General features: G+C 39.6%; 17 protein-coding genes, 1 tRNA gene and 1 pseudogene. 9 read left to right on the top strand and 10 right to left on the bottom strand.

The genetic code is table 11. From position 1 onward, the window contains the following. Positions 1-448: 448 nt before the first annotated feature. Positions 449-1,048: pseudogene (locus tag C4E06_RS22925) on the top strand (KilA-N domain-containing protein); the annotation flags it as partial. A gap of 35 nt (positions 1,049-1,083) precedes the next feature. On the opposite strand, the gene C4E06_RS22920 reads toward C4E06_RS22925, so the two are convergent. Next, complete coding sequence (locus C4E06_RS22920) at positions 1,084-1,395, bottom strand: ribbon-helix-helix protein, CopG family (RefSeq protein WP_107667987.1); 312 nt, start codon at positions 1,393-1,395, stop codon at positions 1,084-1,086. A gap of 101 nt (positions 1,396-1,496) precedes the next feature. Between C4E06_RS22920 and C4E06_RS22915 the strand changes: the two genes are divergently transcribed. From C4E06_RS22915 to C4E06_RS22890, 6 genes are all read left to right on the top strand, one after another. Further along, positions 1,497-3,371 (top strand): DEAD/DEAH box helicase, encoded by a 1,875-nt coding sequence (locus tag C4E06_RS22915; RefSeq protein ID WP_107670690.1) that lies wholly within the window; start codon positions 1,497-1,499, stop codon positions 3,369-3,371. Positions 3,372-3,694: 323 nt separating this feature from the next. Further along, positions 3,695-4,351 (top strand): hypothetical protein, encoded by a 657-nt coding sequence (locus C4E06_RS22910; RefSeq protein ID WP_198648969.1) that lies wholly within the window; start codon positions 3,695-3,697, stop codon positions 4,349-4,351. A 12-nt stretch (positions 4,352-4,363) separates the two neighbouring features. Next, entirely contained in the window at positions 4,364-7,057 is a 2,694-nt protein-coding gene (locus C4E06_RS22905; protein WP_107670688.1) for a DDE-type integrase/transposase/recombinase, read from the top strand. A gap of 3 nt (positions 7,058-7,060) precedes the next feature. After that, the gene (locus tag C4E06_RS22900; protein ID WP_107670687.1) at positions 7,061-8,203 is read left to right on the top strand and encodes an ATP-binding protein; all 1,143 of its coding nucleotides are present in this window, start codon (positions 7,061-7,063) and stop codon (positions 8,201-8,203) included. Further along, a complete protein-coding gene (locus C4E06_RS22895) occupies positions 8,193-9,242 on the top strand; it encodes a TniQ family protein (protein ID WP_107668927.1) in 1,050 nt (349 codons plus the stop codon). The genes C4E06_RS22900 and C4E06_RS22895 overlap by 11 nt, the downstream gene beginning before the upstream one ends. Before the next feature lie 6 nt (positions 9,243-9,248). Then, positions 9,249-9,575, top strand: coding sequence for a hypothetical protein (locus tag C4E06_RS22890; RefSeq protein WP_107668928.1), 327 nt, complete (start codon positions 9,249-9,251; stop codon positions 9,573-9,575). A 94-nt stretch (positions 9,576-9,669) separates the two neighbouring features. On the opposite strand, the gene C4E06_RS22885 is transcribed toward C4E06_RS22890, so the two are convergent. The 4 genes from C4E06_RS22885 to aat all read right to left on the bottom strand — a co-directional run bounded on the left by C4E06_RS22885 (position 9,670) and on the right by aat (position 12,695). Then, positions 9,670-9,743: transfer RNA gene (locus C4E06_RS22885), tRNA-Val, on the bottom strand. A 227-nt stretch (positions 9,744-9,970) separates the two neighbouring features. Further along, positions 9,971-10,933, bottom strand: coding sequence for a pentapeptide repeat-containing protein (locus tag C4E06_RS22880; protein WP_107670686.1), 963 nt, complete (start codon positions 10,931-10,933; stop codon positions 9,971-9,973). Between the two features lie 108 nt (positions 10,934-11,041). Next, positions 11,042-11,632, bottom strand: a complete 591-nt coding sequence (leuD, locus tag C4E06_RS22875) for a 3-isopropylmalate dehydratase small subunit (RefSeq protein WP_107670685.1) — start codon at positions 11,630-11,632, stop codon at positions 11,042-11,044. Between the two features lie 481 nt (positions 11,633-12,113). After that, positions 12,114-12,695, bottom strand: a complete 582-nt coding sequence (gene aat, locus C4E06_RS22865; RefSeq protein ID WP_107670684.1) for a leucyl/phenylalanyl-tRNA--protein transferase — start codon at positions 12,693-12,695, stop codon at positions 12,114-12,116. Between the two features lie 29 nt (positions 12,696-12,724). Between aat and C4E06_RS22860 the strand changes: the two genes are divergently transcribed. After that, positions 12,725-13,060: a hypothetical protein gene (locus tag C4E06_RS22860; RefSeq protein ID WP_107670683.1), complete on the top strand. Its 336-nt coding sequence runs from the start codon at positions 12,725-12,727 to the stop codon at positions 13,058-13,060. 95 nt (positions 13,061-13,155) lie between these two features. Here the strand turns inward: C4E06_RS22860 and rpsN are convergent, their stop codons facing one another. The 5 genes from rpsN to C4E06_RS22835 all read right to left on the bottom strand — a co-directional run bounded on the left by rpsN (position 13,156) and on the right by C4E06_RS22835 (position 18,301). Continuing rightward, positions 13,156-13,458 carry a 30S ribosomal protein S14 gene (gene rpsN, locus C4E06_RS22855; RefSeq protein ID WP_008273879.1) on the bottom strand — a complete coding sequence of 101 codons (303 nt, stop codon included), beginning with the start codon at positions 13,456-13,458 and terminating at the stop codon, positions 13,156-13,158. 81 nt (positions 13,459-13,539) lie between these two features. Beyond that, on the bottom strand, positions 13,540-14,073 hold the full coding sequence (locus C4E06_RS22850) for a DUF4334 domain-containing protein (RefSeq protein ID WP_107670682.1): 534 nt from the start codon (positions 14,071-14,073) through the stop codon (positions 13,540-13,542). 60 nt (positions 14,074-14,133) lie between these two features. Then, positions 14,134-16,050, bottom strand: a complete 1,917-nt coding sequence (gene ftsH, locus C4E06_RS22845; protein ID WP_107670681.1) for an ATP-dependent zinc metalloprotease FtsH — start codon at positions 16,048-16,050, stop codon at positions 14,134-14,136. 83 nt (positions 16,051-16,133) lie between these two features. Next, positions 16,134-17,813, bottom strand: a complete 1,680-nt coding sequence (locus tag C4E06_RS22840; RefSeq protein WP_107670680.1) for a DUF3685 domain-containing protein — start codon at positions 17,811-17,813, stop codon at positions 16,134-16,136. Positions 17,814-17,827: 14 nt separating this feature from the next. Then, on the bottom strand, positions 17,828-18,301 hold the full coding sequence (locus tag C4E06_RS22835) for a Fur family transcriptional regulator (protein ID WP_107670679.1): 474 nt from the start codon (positions 18,299-18,301) through the stop codon (positions 17,828-17,830). A gap of 140 nt (positions 18,302-18,441) precedes the next feature. Between C4E06_RS22835 and C4E06_RS22830 the strand changes: the two genes are divergently transcribed. After that, complete coding sequence (locus tag C4E06_RS22830; RefSeq protein WP_107670678.1) at positions 18,442-19,986, top strand: NAD(P)H-hydrate dehydratase; 1,545 nt, start codon at positions 18,442-18,444, stop codon at positions 19,984-19,986. The last annotated feature ends 30 nt before the right edge of the window (positions 19,987-20,016 follow it).

The following is a 20,016-nucleotide window of genomic DNA, read 5'->3' as shown; positions in this document are numbered from 1 at the left end:
ATGTGACTAGAATTTTAGTGAACACTACCTATTGAGTAGATAAGATTTTAAATACACTATATGTAGTGCTTAGTAGCTATAGAGCAAATCTGAGTCTGTCTGAATTATGTGTTGAAACTTGATTAACCAATTATTAAGAAAAAAATAGACGAAGAGCTTGCTATTTTTTTGTTTTTTGGGTTATCCTATCAAATAGCTTAAAAAAATTTTGTTTTACAATTAACATCTCGACTTTACTTAGATTTAACGTTGAGTAAAGTTGAATATTTACCTCGCTACATCATCTTATTCGGTATTGATTGAAAAAATGAAAAGCAATAACTTAATTGCCTTAAAGTACCAAGATACACTTATTTCTGTTGACCCAACTAATAACTTAGTTAGTCTAACTCAACTTTGGAAAGCTGCTAACAGCCCAAAAAATAGAGATCCTTGACGGTGGACAGAAACAGATGGATCTGCTTTATTTCTGTTGGCACTAGAAAAAAAATTAAATGTCGCTACAAACGACATTTTAAAAACAGTGCGTGGACGCAATGGAGGTACGTGGGGACATTGGCAAGTAGCCTTAGCTTACGCAAAGTATCTTGACCCTAATCTTCATATTCAGGTAAATGAATGGGCAAAACGCTATGTAGAGGAAGAAGTTGATCCCGAAAAGGGAGTTGACCGAGCCGTTAAAAACTGGAAGCGTCAAGGCAAAACCGATAAATGGATTCAAACTCGATTAGAGAATAAGCAAGTTCGCCATCAGTTTACCAGCACATTGCAAGAGCATGGTGCGTCCAAACCTTTCCATTACGCTAATTGTACTAATGCTATTAATAAGCAGGTTTTGGGTGGAACCTCTAAAGAATTAAAGCAAACAATGGGACTGGCAAAAAGTGCCAATTTAAGAGATAACCTTTCAAGAGTGAAAGTTGCAGCTTTAGGATTAGCAGAAGCTTTAGCTGAAGAGGATATCGAAGAAAATCAACGTCAAGGCTATAAGCAGTGCTTACAAAGCTGTGATGAAGCAGGAAACAAAGTTAAACGAGCATTAGCTTAATAATCAAAGCGTTTCGGTAATAAATCGGAATGCTTTTAAGTTTTGTTCGATGGTAAGCGTTCGATGCAATAGGTGACTAGGCGACTCATTTCATCGACCCGTTTACCTAACGCTTCAGTTTTCTTCCTGTCCTTTTGATATTCAGTTTGAAGCTTATCAACGGTTTTTTCTAAAGAATTAATTTTTTCTTCAAACTCTTCGTCGTTTATCTCTAAATGTTTTGCTATTGCTTCTCGTATCACCTGCGCTCTGTCTTTTTCATCCAAGACAGCACGGGCATCTAGTGCCTCCAACATGGTTTGAGACAGTCGAATGGAAATTGTTTTATCTTTACTGGTTCTTGCCATGCTAATGATATTCAAATGAGCTACACTTGAGATACGAGAGATACATCTGAGTTTCCAATGATCTACACACTACCCAAATTTTAACATCGGAGGTTTAATTTATGAGTAATCAGTTCAATCCCAGAGACTGGCAAGCACGGTTTGTAAGGGAATATCAAGCTAATCCACAAAAAAATACACTACTTGAAGGTTGTACCGCAGCAGGAAAAACAGGTGGGGCATTGTACACCTTTGTTTCACTAAGAAGTACCCTCGATTGGGACTTCCTTGTTGTTGTCACACCATCAGAACATCTAAGAAAACAGTATGCTCAAGATGCACATCGGCTTTTTGGCTTAAATCTTTATCATTCTGGAACTGATAATAGGTCAAAAGGATTACCTAACACAAAACAGCTATCAGGAGAGAACTACCAAGGTATCGTCATTAGTTATCAATGGTTAACGAAACGTGAAAATGCTCAAAATTTGGCTAACGATCTACAAAGAAACTGGAAAGGTAAAGTCTTTGTAATTCTTGACGAAGTTCATCATGCCAGCGATAAACTTTCCTTTGGACAAGCTTGTGAGACAGCGTTTCGAGATGATGTAGTAGCTCATCGTTTAATGACCTCTGGTACTCCTTTTCGTTCTGATAACAACAGAATTTTGGGGAATTGGTTAACCTACGACCAAATTGACGATAATGCCTATGAATGCCAGCCTGATTTTCGTTATACCTTAGCTGATGCTCGGCAAGATAAAATTATTCCTTTATTTGTTTTTGTCACCTTAGAAGGAGAGTTTAAATACATTCGCAACGAAGCAACTTATGAAGGGCGAACTTTTACCAATGCAACCAATGAGCAGCAATTAAGGGATGCACTAAATACTGCCATTTTTCCCGATGGTGACTGGGTTAAAGAAGCCATTTTATGGGCGCATAATCGCATGAAACGTGACCGTATGAAGGGAATACCCGAATGCGCTACTTATGTCCGAGTCTCAAGTATTCCAGCAGCAAGAGACATGAAAAACCGCATTAAAACGCTGACGGGAGAAGATGCGCTAGTAGTCGTCTCAAGAGAGGATGATGATCCTAATTCGAGTACAAATTTTAGGTCAAAAGAAGATTCAAGCCAACTTATTGAAACCTTTGCAGCAGAAACAGGGCCGACAGCACGTTCTTGGATTATTGGGGTCAATATGTTGGGAGAAGGGGTTTCTATCAATCGCCTCAAATATCGGATTCATGCCACTAATATTTGCGCTCCTTTATCGTTTATGCAAGATTTAGGGCGTTTATTACGTCTTTTTCCCACTCAAGATTCTCCTGAACCTGTAGAAACCTTAATTCCTGCCCATCCTACTTTAATTGAATTAGCAATGGATGTTATGAATAAAGTTGCTCATGTTGTTGACGAACCAGAACCAATGGATGATAACAATGAAGGTGACGATGATGAAAATGGCGAACCTGATACACCTTCAACGACTAATTTTATTCCTATTGCTTCGACAGGAGAAATGGGAGCGCAAATTGTTGATGGTGATGAAATTTCCCCCGAATATGCAAACGTTGCTGAATGGGTGATTGAAAATGATCCCTTTTTTCAAGACTGGCATAAAACACCAGCCCATTTAGCTCAAAAATTCATGAGTGACCCCTCATTTTTTGAGATTTTTCATCAGAAGTATCGAGAAGCGGTCAATTCAGAAACTCCTTTTGATTCAACTACTAATGAGCCAATTCCTGATGGTTTCCCCTCTGAATATGCTACTTGGCTGGCTGATAAAAAAGCTGGCTATGCTCGAAAACAGGTTAATAAAAAAGTTAACCATCTAGTATTTATTTTACATCCTGAAGCAGAAGGAAAACAAAGAAAAGACTATCTCAAAGAAGTTCATACCATTGCTAAACAAAGAAATGGTATTCCTTTCAATGGCAGTTTAGAACACTTGTCCATGAATCTCGTCAAGGAAAACGAACAGATTTAACTGAAACAACTTCGCCTAGTGACCAGTCGAAGTTAAGTAGACAACAACAAACAACAATCCGTGCAGCCAACCGCGCAGCCGAAGCAATACCGATTATTAGAGAGTTACTTGACCTTAAGCTGATTTCCATAGATCTTGCTGCCAAATTAGGACGAGATATCAAAGATCCTGATAACTTAACGGCAGATGAACGGGAATACATTGAAAACCGAGATTTAATTGGATATCGCATTAATCAGTACATCTATTCTAGCCCAATTCCTGAAGATGAGTATAAAGAACCTGCCTATGGTCGGGAACTCAATCGCTATGTTAAGGATTTATTGGGGATTAAAGACCGTTCTAAGTCCGTAAGAATGGATAATCCGAAGAAAGCAGCCGATAAATTACTTCAGTTTTATCAAGGAGGACAACTTAAGACTTTAATTGACTATTTACAGCGCGGGTTATCTGATTTAACGGAGTCATCTGAAGAAACTTCATCCAAAATTGTTCAAGAAATCTTATCTAACAAGTCTAACGAGAATGGCAAACTTTTACAGCCTAACAATTCCGCACAACTAGGGGAAGAAACAACTAAAGAATTAGAGGTTGAATCTACTAATTCGGATTTAAAGACAGATAATCAAGACTCTCCTGAGATATCTGAATCAATTGTAATAGATGATTCATCTACCTCTAAATCACCAGAAAGTAACTCTTCAGAACAGACTACTAAAGATTCTGAGGAGATATCTAACCGTGTGTCTTTATCTTCAGAAAATGTCGAGCAAATGCGTCTAACCTCATCTGAATTAGCGAAACGATTAGGACTTCAGCCTCAGTCAGTCTCAAATGCTATTTCAAAAAAAGGTAAAAAATTCCCTGAATGGTCACAAAAGCGAGATCCTGATGGAATTGCATGGCAAAAAAGTGAAAAGAAAGAAGGTAGAAATTGGTTGTTTTCTCCTCTTAAAGATGAAGTCAAAGAGATGAATTAGAGGAATATGTTTATGTTATCTCAATCTGAATTTATCGCATGGTGTAACTATTTAAACTTACCCCAACAAACTCAACAATTAATAGAACAAATTCGTTCATCAGACCCTTCTCGTCGTGTTGGTGGTGGAAGAAAAAATGTTGCTGGACGCTACCCAAGTCAAAAAATGGGGTTTACCATTCAATTTGAATCTCATAAGGTTGAATTAGCTCATATCTACCAATTAGAACATGATGAGGATGTTCTCGAATATTACGACCAACCCCCACCCATTAAGTTAAATTATCAGGGGAAAAATGGTCGTCAATTAGGTGTGGTTCATACCCCTGACTATTTTGTTATTAGAGGTAATAGTGCAGGTTGGGAAGAATGTAAAACTGAGAGTGAGTTGAAAAAACTCTCTCAAAAAAGTCCTAACCGCTATGTTTTTACTGACGGAAAATGGCGAAGTCCACCAGGAGAAAATTATGCTCAATCTTTGGGACTTAATTATCATTTATGGTCAGATAATTCAATTAATTGGATACTTCAAGGCAACTTAGTATTTCTTGAAGACTATTATCGAGCAGAAAATTTAACTATTCCAGAATCTACAGCCAATATCATCCTTGAAATTGTAACTTCTCAACCAGGAATCACCATTACAGAACTATTAACCAAAGCTGAAACCATCAAAACTGATGATATTTATACCTTAATTGCTACTGAACAACTTTATATTAATCTTCAACAATATTCTTTAACAGAACTCGATAAATGTCCTCTTTTTCCCGATATTAAAACAGCAAAAGCCTATATTTTGATGAAGCAGTCTCCTTCATCACCTTTGCTACCGTCTTCTCTCATTAATTTAACCATTGGAACAACTTTACTGTGGGATAGTAAAGCAGTCAATATCATACACATTGGCAACAGCGAAATTACTTTACGGGATGAAGATGAAAAATTTATAGTTCTCAAACTTGAAGAAATCGAAGCATTAATCAAACAAGGAACAATAACCTATTTAGCCCCTCAAACCCCTTCAATTAATTCTGAAGCTTGGGAGCAATTCTATCAAGCTAGTCCAGAAGACCAATCTGAAGCATTACGCCGTTATCAAGTCATTGAACCCTATTTACGGGGAGAAAAACGAGAAAATGAAACCACTTCAGCTAGAACCATTCGAGACTGGAAAGCTAAATATCTAAATGCCCAACAAAAATATGGGTGTGGGTATGTAGGGTTATTGTCTCATCGTCAAAAAAAAGGAAATCGAAGTCGAAAACTTCCCCAAGCATCCCTTGATTTAATGAATGAGTTTATTACCAATGACTATGAAACCCTGAAACAGAAACGGATGTGGTCGGTTTATTGCTCATTATTAAAAGCTTGTGAACAAAAGGGACTCATTGTCCCCAGTTATAAAACCTTTACCCTCGAAGTCAAAAAACGGTCTAGTTACGAACAAACCAAAAAAAGGCAAGGTCGTAGGGCTGCTTACAACAAAGAAACCTTTTATTGGGAATTACAAAAAACAACTCCTAAACATGGTAGTCGTCCCCTAGAAATTGCTCATATTGACCATACAGAATTGGATGTTGAATTAGTTTGCTCTCAAACCAGTCAAAACTTAGGTAGACCTTGGGCAACGTTTCTAGTTGATGCTTATTCTAGACGATTATTGGCCGTTTATCTGACCTTTGATTCTCCTTCCTATCGCTCTTGTTTAATGGCTTTACGTCTTTGTGTGCAGCGGAATGGACGTTTACCTCAAACTATCGTGGTTGATAATGGGGCTGAGTTTCACAGTGTTTACTTTGAAACCTTGCTGGCCACTTTTGAATGTACCAAGAAACATCGTCCTGCAGCCAAAGGAAGGTTTGGTGCAGTGTGTGAACGGTTATTCGGCACAAGCAATACTCAATTTGTTGATAACTTGTTGGGCAATACCCAAATCATGAAAAATGTTCGACAAGTTACCAAGTCGGTAAACCCCAAAAAACACGCTGTTTGGACATTGGGACGACTCTATGAAACCTTATGCGCTTGGGCTTATGACGTTTATGATACGTTAAATCATCCGGCATTAGGACAAAGCCCTAGAGAAGCCTTTGCCTTGGGAATGATACAAGGAGGAACGAGAAACCATAAAATCATTCCCTACGACGATAATTTTCAAATTTTGACCCTTCCTACCACCAGTACAGGAAAGGCTAAGGTACAGCCTTCAATGGGCATCAAAATCAACTATATCTACTATTGGGCTAATATTTTCCGAGACCCTGAAATTGAAAAAACCTACGTTCCCATCCGTTATGACCCCTTTGATGCAGGTATTGCCTATGCTTATGTCCGAGGGTTTTGGGTGAAGTGTACATCTCAGTATTTTGCAGATTTTCAAGGACGTTCTGAGAAAGAAATCAAGTTAGCTACCAAAGAATTAATCAAACGGTTTTCCAATCATCAAAAAAAATCCAAAGTATCTGCAAAAAAATTGGCTGAGTTTTTAACCTCTGTTCAAGCAGAAGAAGTTCTTTTACAGCAAAGACAACGGGATATGGAAGCTAAGGACGTTTTTCAGGTCATTAATGGGGGTCACGCTAATCAAAATCCTATATTTTCATCTATTGCCACTGATGTCGCTAGTTCTACCCTAACTGATACCACCTCTTCTATTGCAGAAGACACATTACCCGATAACCTTGAAATTTATGAGGAGTTCTAAAGTATGAGTTATTTTCCCCCAGAACTTCTCGAAAAATCCGTTGTTGAAAAGTTGGATTATTTTGAAGGGTTTACCGTTGCACATCCTCGCCTCAAGCAAGTTTACGAAGCTTTGATGCGAACAATCAATGAACCAGCCGGTGCATCTTTTATATTTGTTTATGGCCCCAGTGGAGTGGGGAAAACCACTCTCAAACAGCGAGTCGAGCAAAAAATCATTGAAGCTTGCTTACCTGAGTTGACCATTGATAGGGGTCGCATCCCAGTTGTTGGCATTGAGGCAGTTGCCCCAGAATCACGGAATTTCAACTGGAAAGACTATTATACCCGTGCTTTGATTGCCCTTGAAGAACCTTTGATTGAACACAAGATTGATTATGGAGTGCGAGGAGTTTATCGGGATATTTTTGGTCATGTTGTCATTGAACCGAAAGTTGTTGCACCTGCCTTGAGACGAGCTTTAGAAAATAGCTTGAGTCATCGTAAACCCGATGTATTTTTTATTGATGAAGCTCAACACATGGGAAAAATGTCGAGTGGGCATAAATTACAAGACCAATTAGATTGTCTTAAATCTTTGGCTAATATGACCACTATTCTTCACTGCTTATTAGGAACCTATGAATTATTGACTTTTCGGAATTTAAGTGGTCAATTATCAAGACGTAGTGTTGATATTCATTTTCCTCGCTATCAAGTCGATAATCCTGATGATATTCAAGCATTTAAAAGTGTTTTATTAACATTTCAACGTCAAATGCCCTTAGCTCAAGAACCTGATTTAGTGAGTCATTGGGAATATTTTTACGAACGATCTTTAGGGTGTATCGGTACATTGAAAAACTGGTTAACTCGTACCCTCAAAGATGCGTTAGATGAAAATTCAAATACTATAACTCTCAAACAACTTCAACGTAGAGCTTTATCAGTGGCTCAATGTCAACGAATGTTTGCAGAAATTCTTGAAGGGGAAAGGCAATTATCGGAAACAGAAGCCGATGCCCAAAATTTACGAACCTTATTAGGTTTAGGTGAAGACGTTACTGAACAGCAAAAAAAAGGTCAGTCTTCTAAAAGAAAAACAAAAGTCGGAAAAAGAAACCCAAAACGAGACAAAATTGGAGTCCAAGAACCTGATGTCAGTTGATGATTTAACAGTTTATGAACGGTGGGATCTCAAGAAACCTGAAATTCCTCTTCAGAGTCGTTTATTTTCTTTAAAACCGATAGGAATTGGTACACCTTATTGCGAAAGTTTGAGCAGTTATTTGATTCGCTTATCTGAACTACATTGTTTATCCTTATCCGTGTTTATTTCTCGCCTAATTTCTCCTTGTCTTCGCACTACATTTTTAAAAAATTCGTCAAGTCGCAGTTTAGGCGCATTATTTCAAAAAGCTAGAGCTTTACAGGGTCATGGAGATTTAGCAAAAGATTTTGTTCAAGCATTAGAATATTTAACTTTACGGAAAGATTTGTCGTTTTTAACTTTGTCCGTTTGGTCTAATATTCTTTCTCACAAAGGCTTATTAGGAAATCATAAGGTTTGGTGTCCTCTATGTTATCAGCAACAATGGCAATCCCATCATGTTCTTTATGAACCTTTGTTATGGTCACTCGAAGCAGTGAAAGTTTGTCCACATCATGGTCTCAGATTATGGGAAAATTGCCCTCATTGTGGGAATAAACAGCCTTGGTTGACTTGGAAATCTTCTAATGGTTGTTGTTCTCATTGTCATCAATTGTTATTTTCTCCTACCAAAACCATATCAACTCATCTGAATCAAGATGAGTTAGGGGGCAATATCGCTTTATCTGAGTCTCTAGCCTCATTAATTGAGATTATGCCTATTTTACCCCATAATCCTACCCAAGATAACTTATGGAATAATGTTTCAGCGATTATCAACGGGGTTACTCAAGGTAATATTAGTGCTTTTGCTAAACAGTTAAATCTTCCCAAAAATACAGTTTGGGGATGGTATCATCGGAAATCTTTACCCCCACTTGCTTCTCTGTTAAAAATTAGTGAGTGTCTGGATTTACCGTTGCTTACCTTGTTGACAGAAAAAATAAGCCAAAGCCATTTAGAGACGGTTTCAGCCCGTCAACTCCCAAAACAACAGTCTCTTATCCGTCAATCTCCTCGTCAGCTAAACTTAAAGCTTTTACAACAGCAACTATGAGAAGTTTTGAATTTACCTGATGTAGAAAGTCCTTCTCTTAAGCAGGTTTCAGAGACATTAGGCTATCATCGTCGGACTTTATCTCGACATTTCCCAGATTTATGTCAAGGGATTTCTGCGAAATACCGCCAAAGATTAAAAACGATTCAGCATGAAACCATTAATAAATGTTGTCAAGAAGTTCGCACCGTCACTTATTCATTGTATGCTGACGGTAAGTATCCTTCTGAATCTCGTGTGGCTGAGTTTTTGACTCACCCTAGCTTTCTTCGTTACCCTCAAGTTCGTGAAGTGTTCAAGCAAACTAAACGGGACTTAGGTTTTGAACCATAATCTTGCCACTTGTGTTTTGAACGATAACCTTACCAAAACGGCAAAGTTATGGGTAAAGTCACATAGTTAATATTATACACACTTCAAAAAAATATGGACGTAACTGGACTCGAACCAGTGACCCCATCGATGTCAACGATGTACTCTAACCAACTGAGCTATACGTCCGCACAAGTTCTTACTATAACACAGTATTTACTGAAAACGCAACTAACCCAACAAACTTACATAGATCCCCCCTCTCACTCCCCCCACACCCCCCTTTACAAGGGGGGCAGGGGGGGTAGGGGGGCAGGGGGGGATCGCAATAGTATTTCATCTTGATGCTAACCTATTCGTAATTAATTATCTCCTCGTCATTAGTAAGCACTCAGCAGTCAGCGTTCACTGGTCAGTTAAGGATGAATACTACCGTCAGGCATAGTCGCTTCAGTTAAATTAATATTACTAATATTACTATTACGAAAATTAGCATTACGAAAATCGCCCCCTCGAAAAGAGGCATCGATTAAATTCGCGCCCCGTAAAAGACTATCGTTTAATAGGGTTCGATAAAGCAACCCATAGCCTAAATTAGCATGACGTAAAATTGCCCCTTTCAAGTTGGCGTTTTGCAAATTAGCCGCACTTAAATCTGTTTCACCGGCTAGGGTAATGGCTCGCAAATTAAACTCAGATAAAGCCACGAGGTTAAGATTAACTTCTCGTAAAACCGCTCCGCTTAAATTTGCTCCTTTTAAATTAGCGCGACTAAAATCGGCTCTTTGTAAAAAGGCTTCTTGAAGGTCAATATTATGCAGTTTGCTGTCACTGATATCCGCTTTATAAAGGTTAGCGTCGGTTAAATCCACTTCTCTAAGATCGGCTCCACTGAGATCGGCACGACTTAAATTAGCCCCACTGAGATCGACCCCTGTTAAATTGGCCCCACTGAGATCGACGCGACTGAGTTGCGCTCGATGCAAAATAGCCCCAGTCAGGTTCGCCTCACTTAAATTAGCTCCCCTGAGATCAGCATCACTGAGATTCACTTGTTTGAGATTCGCCCCATGTAAATCAGCACTAACTAAACTAGCATTTTCTAAATCGACCCAACTTAGGTCAGCATGACTGAGATTAGCCCCAGATAAATCAGCATTGACTAACGTCGCACTAATCAAGCGACCATAAGCTAACTCAGCACGGTTTAAGTTCGCTTTAGTTAAATCGGTGCCACTTAAATTTGCCCAATCTAAAGCTGTTCGGCTAAAATTAACCTCCATGAGCTTTTCTCGAATTAACTCGATTCGCTGAAGGTCTAACCGACTAAAATCTCTTTTTCCCTGACCATACTGCCAGATTAAAGCTTCGACATCCAATGTTTTTGCGATCGCTGTAATTTAATTTGTCAGGGATAGAGGAGGGGATAACCAAACAGTTTGATGATGATTGCTCCCCTCATTTTTTCCCTATGAACTTTTTAACCTTTATTGCCAAGCAAGATAGGGTAATTTTTGCGTGGTCTGTTTAATCTGGTCTGGATTTTGAGTTAACTGACTACAACTGTCCCATGTTCCTTCGAGAAGCATTTGACGAGATCCTTCTCCCATCGAAATCGTTGCCACCCAATCATCACATTTGACTTGTTTAGCTGCTAAATCTAGGGTAATTTGAGCCTGGGGGTTATTTTGTAGTTTGCTTTGTAACGTTTTAATGGCTTCAGGAGATGCAGTAACACAAGGAACTCCATTGGCAATACAGTTACCGAAAAAGATTTCGGCGAAACTTTCCCCGATAATCGCTTCTATGCCCCATCGTATAATGGCTTGGGGGGCGTGTTCCCGTGATGATCCACAGCCAAAGTTAGCATTGACCACTAACACATTAGCTCCTTGATACTGGGGTTGATCAAAAGGGTGTTCTCCTTTGAGTTGGGTGCGATCGTCAGCAAAAACTTGCTCTCCTAACCCGTCAAAGGTAACGCAACGTAAAAATCGTGCTGGAATAATGCGATCGGTATCAATGTCATCTCCCACTAAGGGAATACCTCGCCCAGAAATTAACTTCACTTCGTTCATTAACGGTTGCCTGTCCCTTCCTATGGTTATCAATCAAGAAATTTCTCTTTCTCTATAATAATCTTTAAGTTCGTGACACACAGCAAGGAGTTAGGGAAATTTAATTCTAATCACCTGAATTCGATGTTAACCTCAGCCAATTTTCTTGTATTTCTTTAACCTTTTGTTCTCAATGAAAGGCTAGGATCTATTGACTAAAAGATTTACTGATATTATTTTCATGGCTAATACGGGTTACCATTGATGAATAATCCAGTTTCGGTTCTGAAAAAATTCTCGTAATTGTTTAGTAATTACTGAAAAACTAACCCCCACTAATAACCCGATACCAATTTCTTCAAAGAATAAGATGGTTACTAATTCAAGGGGATTTCTGTGTAAGTTTTGTCCTGTAGTGATAACGAGTAAAGCAAATAATTCATTGGTTTATTGTGGTCTTTTGGTTATTTATGTTGGGTGGACAGCAAAAATTGACTTTAAATTAAACAAAAAGACAAGGATGACTTAACGCTTCTTCTAGCAATTTTTGATATTCTTGATCACTGATTAAATAAGAGCCAAATCTAGCTAAATGCTCATTTTGCAGTTGAGCATCAAATAAAGTGAATTTTCGCGATCGCAAATGTTCCACTAATTTAACCATGGCGACTTTTGACCCGTTGGGGATATGAAAAAACATCGATTCCCCAATAAATGCGCCTCCAATGGTAATCCCTAAAATACCGCCAGCTAACTGATCTCCCTGCCAAGTCTCAAAACTATGGGCATAACCGCCTAAATGTAGCTGATAATAGATATCAATTAAGTCTGGCGCAATCCAAGTGCTTTCGCGATCGGCACAACCGCGACAAACCCCCATAAAATCGCGGTCAATGGCGATAGAAAAGACATTTTGATTCAAAACTCGCTTGAGGGATTTTGGATAGCGGAAACGGTCATCTAGAGGGATTAGGGCGCGTTGACGACTAGAATACCAACCTAGTACGTCATTTTCATCGGCCATTAAAAAGTAACCTTGGGCATATCCCTGTATAATGGGGTCTATATTTTCGCTAAATTCCATCGTCGATTTTACGAAGTTAATCTATTATTATGACGACTCAACCCATTCCTCCTATTACTTTACCCCCAGTCCGCAATCCTCAACAAGAAAGGGAGTGGTTACAAGTTGCTTTGCAAAACTGGCTTAATCAAGAGTTTATCCCAGAACAGGTAAATGAAACCATTGCTCAACGGGCTGCTCAAATTTTTGTCCGCCAACGACTAGAAGGGGAAAATGATCTAGGTAGTTTGGTGATTGCTATTGTGACAGAAATGCAAGCCTTTGATTTTACAGAAAGCTTTTTTAGTGAGTTTGCTGTAGCGAACGCTGTCAGTGATCTGATTCTCGATAGTTTAGGAATCGATCATTGTTGCGGAGAAAGTTAAACCAGTTAGGAGTAGCAAGTTTCTAAGTTGATTGTAATGATTAGCACATGACTTAGAAACTGATGACTTGCTCCTGACCTTAACTTTTTAACTCATTACCAACTGGACTTAACCACCCCAGGTAATAACCCTTCGTGGGCCCATTCTCTGAGAACGTTACGGGATAAGCCAAAATCACGATAATAGCCTCTCGGACGACCGGTTAACCAGCAACGGTTACGGTGGCGGCTGGGCGCGCTATTACGGGGTAAACGTTGGATTTGACGGTGAATTTCGATTTTTTCTTCAAAGTCTTCGGCATTCTCAAAGGCTTCTTTGAGGGCTGCCCGTTTTTCAGCGTATTTTTCAATTAAACGCTCGCGCTTTTTCTCGCGCTCGATCATACTTTTTTTAGCCATAGCACTTCAATTTAAGATTTTTGGTTTAAATAGTCCATTCCCCATTGTATCCCAGGATTGATTTTTAATCAATTTTGACCCCTAGCGATCGCGGTTCAAAATAAAAAAGAAAGGTTGAGAGAAACTCTTATAGTCCATCATCCCTAACAGGGTATTCTCATCTATTTTTCTAAAAGAGTCATTAATGGGCAAATAGTCATAGATCATGGTGGCACTAACTTTTCCCCTATATTCCATCATTCTCAGTCGAGCTTGAGAGGTTTCTGTTCTCATCAACTGAGTCGTTAAGGTGATTATGGGTTTTAACGACTCATTTTGTAACCAAGGACTATGGGCCAACCATTTCATTGCCGTAGGATTAGGAGCGACTTTAAATAGCTTTCCTTGACTATCTAAAAAGAGTAATGGATTGACTGTTTCAGGATCAATAAACTCTTTCCCATACCAATTTGAGCTTTCTAATAACCCATCCATCGGATGATGGGTATGTAACCCACAACCTCGCCAACGTCCCCACATGAAATCTAGTTTAACGGCTTCCAATTCATCAAATAATTGCAACGCTTCTTTTGTGGTGGTTTGGCCAGTGTTTAGTCTTTTGAGTGCAGTTTCCATCTTCTTTTTTCTTTTCGTTGAGATTCAATGATAGTCAGGTGGGCAATGCCCACCCTACGATTAAACTGACTTACAAAGTTCTGGCCCGGCTGAATCAACCGGTTCTTTGAATTCTTCTAACAACTGACGAAACTCATCCCCTTCGATGGTTTCTTGATCGATTAATATATCGACTAAGCGATCGACCATCGCCCGATTTTCTCGGATAATGGTTTGTGCTTTTTGATGACATTTTTCGACGATCAGATTAATTTGGGTATCCACTTTAGTGGCAATTTCGTCAAAGGCAGCATAATTATCTTGATCGTCTTCTTCTAAAGCCAATAACCCTAATTCTGACATTCCAAAACGAGTCACCATTTGTCTAGCTAAATAGGTGACTTTTTCGATGTCATTGCCAGCACCGGTGGTCACTTCATCTTCCCCGAAAATCACTTCTTCGGCGGATCTGCCCCCCAATAAACCAGCAATACGGGCTAACAGTTGATTACGGGTAACTAACCCTGAGTCTTCATCAGGGGTAAACCAGGTTAACCCTTTAGCTTGTCCTCTGGGAATGAGAGTGACTTTTTCGACGGGATCATGACCAGTCATTACGGTTGCCACTAAAGCGTGGCCAATTTCATGATAGGCGATCAATCGCTTACTCTTACTATCGACTAATGGAGTTCCTTCCATCCCGGCAACCACCCGATCAATAGCATCGTTAATTTCTGCCATGGTAATGGCTTCTTTGCGTCGTCTGGCGGTGAAGATAGCGGCTTCGTTGAGTAGGTTAGAGAGATCAGCCCCGGTAAACCCTGGCGTGCGTCGGGCGATCGCTTCTAAGGATACTGCTTCATCTATTTTTTTATCACGGGCGTGAACGTCTAAAATGCCTTGTCGTCCTTTTAAATCGGGATAATCTACCATGACTTGGCGATCAAATCGGCCGGGGCGCATTAAGGCTTTATCTAAGACATCAGGACGGTTAGTGGCAGCAATGACAATAATCCCCGTATTCCCTTCAAAGCCGTCCATTTCCGTCAATAATTGGTTCAGGGTTTGTTCTCGTTCATCGTTCCCCCCACCGTAACCGACACCTCGCTGACGGCCCACGGCATCGATTTCATCGATAAAGATGAGACAAGGGGCGTTTTCTTTGGCTTTTTTGAATAAATCTCTGACTCGCGAAGCCCCGACACCGACAAACATTTCTACAAATTCTGAGCCAGAAATACTAAAGAACGGCACACCGGCTTCTCCGGCCACGGCTTTAGCGAGGAGGGTTTTGCCGGTTCCGGGTGGTCCAATTAAAAGCACTCCTTTGGGAATTTTTGCGCCAATGGCGGTAAATTTTTCAGGTTCTTTGAGGAATGTGACCACTTCTTGTAGTTCTTCTTTGGCTTCGTCGATGCCGGCTACGTCTGTAAAAGAAATTCCTGTTTTTGCTTCCATTTGGAATCTGGCACGGGATTTACTAAAACTCATGGCTTGACCGGACATATTAGCCGAACGACGGACAATGGCAATGACAATGATTAAAATGAGCAAAATAATCGGAATTTGCAGCATTAACCGAACCATTGCCGAGTTATCCGGGGAAGGATTATAGTCAATCTGGACATCGTTGGCTTTAAGACGGTTGATGAGTTCAGGATTTTGTTTAAATAAGGGAACTTCTTCGGGTTTTTCTTGATTTTTTAGGGTGACGGTGGCTTTTTGTAGTCTGGGATCGATTTCGACTTGAGTGACTTTCCCTGCATTAATATCATTTAATAGTTCGCTGTAGGTATATTCTTCCTGTTTTTTCTCTTGTCCCCAACTCGGACCGGCCATTAACAATAACTGTAAGAAAAGGCCACTGGTCACTAATTTTCCCCATCCCTTAAAACGACGTTTTTGACTGCGCTTGCTAGGGGTCAATTTCCGTTGTTGTAGGGTTTTCATTGTCGTTGATTGTGGTTGTGGTGAGGTCAAGGAGGAGATGTATTTCATAACCAGTTAGTTGTTAGAAAAATGACTCTTTATTTTTATTATGAACGATAAGACAGCATCTAGGGGAGCATTCCGATGGTGATTTAGGATTTTGAATTTTGTTTTCTGGGTTTACTGGGATAATCTCTTTCTGAAAGACTATTGCCAATTCCTTGTAAAATGCCTTTACCCACTAATCCAATTCCCCGACCAATCACTTGAGTTAGGATGTAGACTAGGGTTGTGCCAACGGTTCCCACCAAAGAGCGCAACAATGGGGAGATGGCATCTCTCACTTCTAAAAGAATGGTGACAGTCCAACGTAGTCCCCTTAAAGTTTCTAATTCTTGTTGGCGAGGCGCATAAATAAAGGTGCAATCGATGCCTTTTTCGGTGAAGAAAAACAGTTGATATTGACTTTCAAAAATATTTTTGGGTTCTTGCCAATATTCTTGTTTTCTATATTCCCAGGCTAGGCGATTCCTAAATTTTGCAATTTCTCTCGATGATGCCATATCTATATTATATAGTATTTTTTTGACTTTTTCATTATCTGAAAAGTAGTTTAGAATTACCGCAACAATGCCGTTAGCAACTTGAATAATCACATTATGTAAAATGGTTTCTTTTTTCTTTTCTTGTGATTGATTAGCTTCATTACTTTCTGGGAATTCGGGTTTATTATCTAAAACGATATAGTTAAATAGTTCAGGAAAATAAGGAATTTTTTCTAAAATTTCGTTAGAGACTAATTCTTCATTCTCTTCTACTAATATCTCCATATCTTCTAAGGATATTTGCTGCTGATTAAGACAATATTTAGTTAAAAAAATTAAGGCTGATTCCCGCCATAGTCTTTGTAAAATACAGAAGCGATTTCTTGATACCTGAATACTTTTTGTTTCGATAAATTTGAAATCACTAATAATGCGTTCAAATTGCTTTAAAACTAATTCTAATATTTCTTGTTTCTTTTCAGCTTTTAAAATATCAATTTCTAGTCGGGAATTCGTTAAATTTTTAAGCTCATTTTCCAGTTTATCATTGGTTTGCTCAAAAATATTTAACCATTCCCCCGTTGCGACTAATGTTCCCCTGGAAATTAAATTATTGGTTCTGATTATTTGAGAATTAGTTCTTGGAGAAGGGACAATAATCACATCAACTGGTAATAATTGTTCAACTAACCAACGGGCGGTTAATAATTCCCTTTTTCTGCCTTGCCAAAACACTTTATCCCAGGTAGAATTCGGCGTATTTTTAAGATTTTCCTCAATTAATTGCAAGTTATTATTAATTTGTTCAATTCCCGATCTTCTCACTTTAGAAAGCCAGTTTCTCTTAGGAATCATTCGGGTCGCTTCAGCTAATTGACTAGAGGTAATAGCCGGCCAAATTAACTCACCTTCAATAATTTTCTGCCATTTTTCTAATAAAACCTCTATCACTTCTCCTTTATTACAATACCCTTCAATCCCTATTTGTTTCAATTCTTGCTGTCTTTCCCAACTGAGATCGTAACTTAATAAACAGAGTTTGCTCTGAGGGTAAATTTCTTTCATTTGTTGATAAAAAATTTCAACTGTTAAAGCCTGATCCCTTAAGTTAGGCTCTAAAATAATTAAATCAACTGTATTATTAGATAACTGGGTTAAAGCATCTGTTAAGTTATCTGTTTGGTCGACAATTTCCCATTGAGAATAGTTGCTTAAGAGGGTTACGAGTCCTAAGCGAAAAATAGGATCTGGGTCTATAAATAGAAGATAAATAGGGCGATCGCTCACAAAAGTTACACAGATTACGACTTACTTAACGCTTCATTTAGTTTAGACGGTTCTGGCTGTTTATGGCCATAAAAGTCAATGCGATAGTCAGTGATGGTAATCCCGGTTTGTGCTTCTATCTGCTCGATTAACTCCGAGGGAAGCTCAACATGAACGTCAATAATTTGTTGAGTGTCCAAGCAGTTAACATGACTATGGGAGTCGGTAATCGTTCCATACAGTCGTCCATCGCATCGTTCTAGACATTCGATAATCCCTTGACTCGATAAGGCTTCGAGGTTTTGATAAACTGAGGTATGGCCGACATTTTTACCGTTTTGACTCAGACGATTATAAATTTCTCTTGCCGATAGATGTTCTTGACTTTTCCACAACAACTCTAAAATATAGCGACGTTGACGACTAATCCGCATTCCTAAACATTGACACCGATGTAACGCATCTTCTAACGAGCGGATTTTTGGAGTTTCTTCGAGTGTTTCCTTCATGAGATGTGAATGTTTTGAACTTATACATACTCGTTACCAATTTAGCTTATATTATGGATGAGTGTCTATTTCAAAATCTAGTCTTAAGATATATTCTTTCTTAGAATCTAGACAAGCATTTAAACAAAGCAAGGATATCTATGCAACCGAGACAAGAACTTGATTCGATTGTGGTAACCGCCGAACAAATGGCTAACATTGAACAGAGGCTATTTAGTGCGGGGATGCCGGTGGCTGCGTTAATGGAAAAAGCAGCTTTAATGATGTCTCAACGTATTCAACAGCTTTATCCTCTCAAAACCACCTCTAAAGTGGGTGTATTAGTCGGTCCAGGGCATAATGGGGGAGATGCTTTAGTCATTGCCAGAGAACTGCATTTGCAAGGGTATGAAGTGGGTTTATATCGTCCCTTGGAAAAACTGAAAGCCTTACCGCAACAACACGCTAATTATGCAAAAAGTTTAGGCATTCCTTACTATGATGATCTTGAATCCTTAAGCACTTGTCAATTAATGATTGACGGTTTATTCGGGTTTGGATTAACGCGATCGCTGTCGGGTAATTTAGCGATGGATGTGGATCGTCTCAATGAATGGTCTATCCCGGTGGTGAGTATTGATATTCCTTCGGGGTTACACACAGACACAGGAGAAGTCTTAGGGACGGCCGTTAAAGCTACCCATAGTCTTTGTTTAGGTTTATGGAAACCGGCCTATTTTCAGGATCAAGCTTTAGCATATATCGGTGAGGCAGAAAAAATTGATTTTGGGATTCCCTTACGAGACGTTTGGTCAATGATTGCTCAACCCATTCCCTTACAACTCTTAACCGAAACCCTAGCACTAGAGTTTTTACCCTTACCCCGTCCCCAAGTGACTCATAAATATCAACAGGGCCATTTATTGGTCATCTGTGGTTCGAGTCGTTATGCTGGTGGGACCATTTTGACCGGGTTAGGGGCCCAGGGAAGTGGTGTAGGAATGTTATCGGTGGCGGTTCCTGAGTCCCTTAAACCCTTGCTTGTTAGTCAAATTCCTGATGGCTTAATCATTGATTGTCCAGAGTCGGAAAAGGGGGCCATTGCCTCATTGCCCCCACTTGCAACAGACTTCGACTCCTATGATATCATCGCTTGTGGTCCAGGGTTAACCCGAGAGGGAACCGATGTCGTGGTTAAGGTTCTCAAAGCGGAATGTCCTCTCGTTTTAGATGCCGATGCCCTCAATATTCTTGCCCAACTGGGAACGGTGGACTGTTTGCGTCAACGTCAGGCCCCCACGGTGTTAACTCCCCATTTAGGGGAATTTAAACGTCTTTTTCCTGACATCGATAATCCTGAAAAGGATAGAATGAGCGCAGCTAAAAGGGCCGCTAGTCAGACGGGGGCGATTATTTTATTAAAAGGGGCCAGAACCATTATTGCCAACCCTCAAGGCAAAATTTGGATCATTCCCCAGAGTACCCCTGCTTTAGCTAGGGGAGGCAGTGGGGATGTGTTAACGGGGTTAATGGGAGGATTATTAGCTCAAAATATTAGCATTGACCATCCTTTAGAGGCGATGGTGGCCACTGCTGCTTGGTGGCACGCCCAGGCCGGAATCTTAGCGGCAAAAGAGCGGACTGAATTAGGGGTTGATCCCAGAACCCTCTGTCAATATCTTCATCGAAAATTGTGGGATTGCTAAAAACTCTTATCGTCTCAAACAGTGGGGAAA

Source organism: Cyanothece sp. BG0011, from assembly GCF_003013815.1.
Lineage (GTDB): Bacteria > Cyanobacteriota > Cyanobacteriia > Cyanobacteriales > Microcystaceae > Crocosphaera.
The sequence above is the reverse complement of the archived record's forward strand: the minus strand, read 5'-3'. Positions and strand labels throughout refer to the sequence as shown.

Excerpts from the sequence above, each read along its gene's own strand:
- aat (WP_107670684.1), bottom strand. The coding sequence starts at position 12,695 with ATGGAATTTAGCGAAAATATAGACCCCATTATACAGGGATATGCCCAA.
- C4E06_RS22905 (WP_107670688.1), top strand. The coding sequence starts at position 4,364 with ATGTTATCTCAATCTGAATTTATCGCATGGTGTAACTATTTAAACTTA.
- C4E06_RS22830 (WP_107670678.1), top strand. The coding sequence starts at position 18,442 with ATGCAACCGAGACAAGAACTTGATTCGATTGTGGTAACCGCCGAACAA.
- C4E06_RS22900 (WP_107670687.1), top strand. The coding sequence starts at position 7,061 with ATGAGTTATTTTCCCCCAGAACTTCTCGAAAAATCCGTTGTTGAAAAG.
- ftsH (WP_107670681.1), bottom strand. The coding sequence starts at position 16,050 with ATGAAATACATCTCCTCCTTGACCTCACCACAACCACAATCAACGACA.
- C4E06_RS22920 (WP_107667987.1), bottom strand. The coding sequence starts at position 1,395 with ATGGCAAGAACCAGTAAAGATAAAACAATTTCCATTCGACTGTCTCAA.
- C4E06_RS22860 (WP_107670683.1), top strand. The coding sequence starts at position 12,725 with ATGACGACTCAACCCATTCCTCCTATTACTTTACCCCCAGTCCGCAAT.
- leuD (WP_107670685.1), bottom strand. The coding sequence starts at position 11,632 with ATGAACGAAGTGAAGTTAATTTCTGGGCGAGGTATTCCCTTAGTGGGA.
- C4E06_RS22895 (WP_107668927.1), top strand. The coding sequence starts at position 8,193 with ATGTCAGTTGATGATTTAACAGTTTATGAACGGTGGGATCTCAAGAAA.
- C4E06_RS22915 (WP_107670690.1), top strand. The coding sequence starts at position 1,497 with ATGAGTAATCAGTTCAATCCCAGAGACTGGCAAGCACGGTTTGTAAGG.
- rpsN (WP_008273879.1), bottom strand. The coding sequence starts at position 13,458 with ATGGCTAAAAAAAGTATGATCGAGCGCGAGAAAAAGCGCGAGCGTTTA.
- C4E06_RS22850 (WP_107670682.1), bottom strand. The coding sequence starts at position 14,073 with ATGGAAACTGCACTCAAAAGACTAAACACTGGCCAAACCACCACAAAA.
- C4E06_RS22835 (WP_107670679.1), bottom strand. The coding sequence starts at position 18,301 with ATGAAGGAAACACTCGAAGAAACTCCAAAAATCCGCTCGTTAGAAGAT.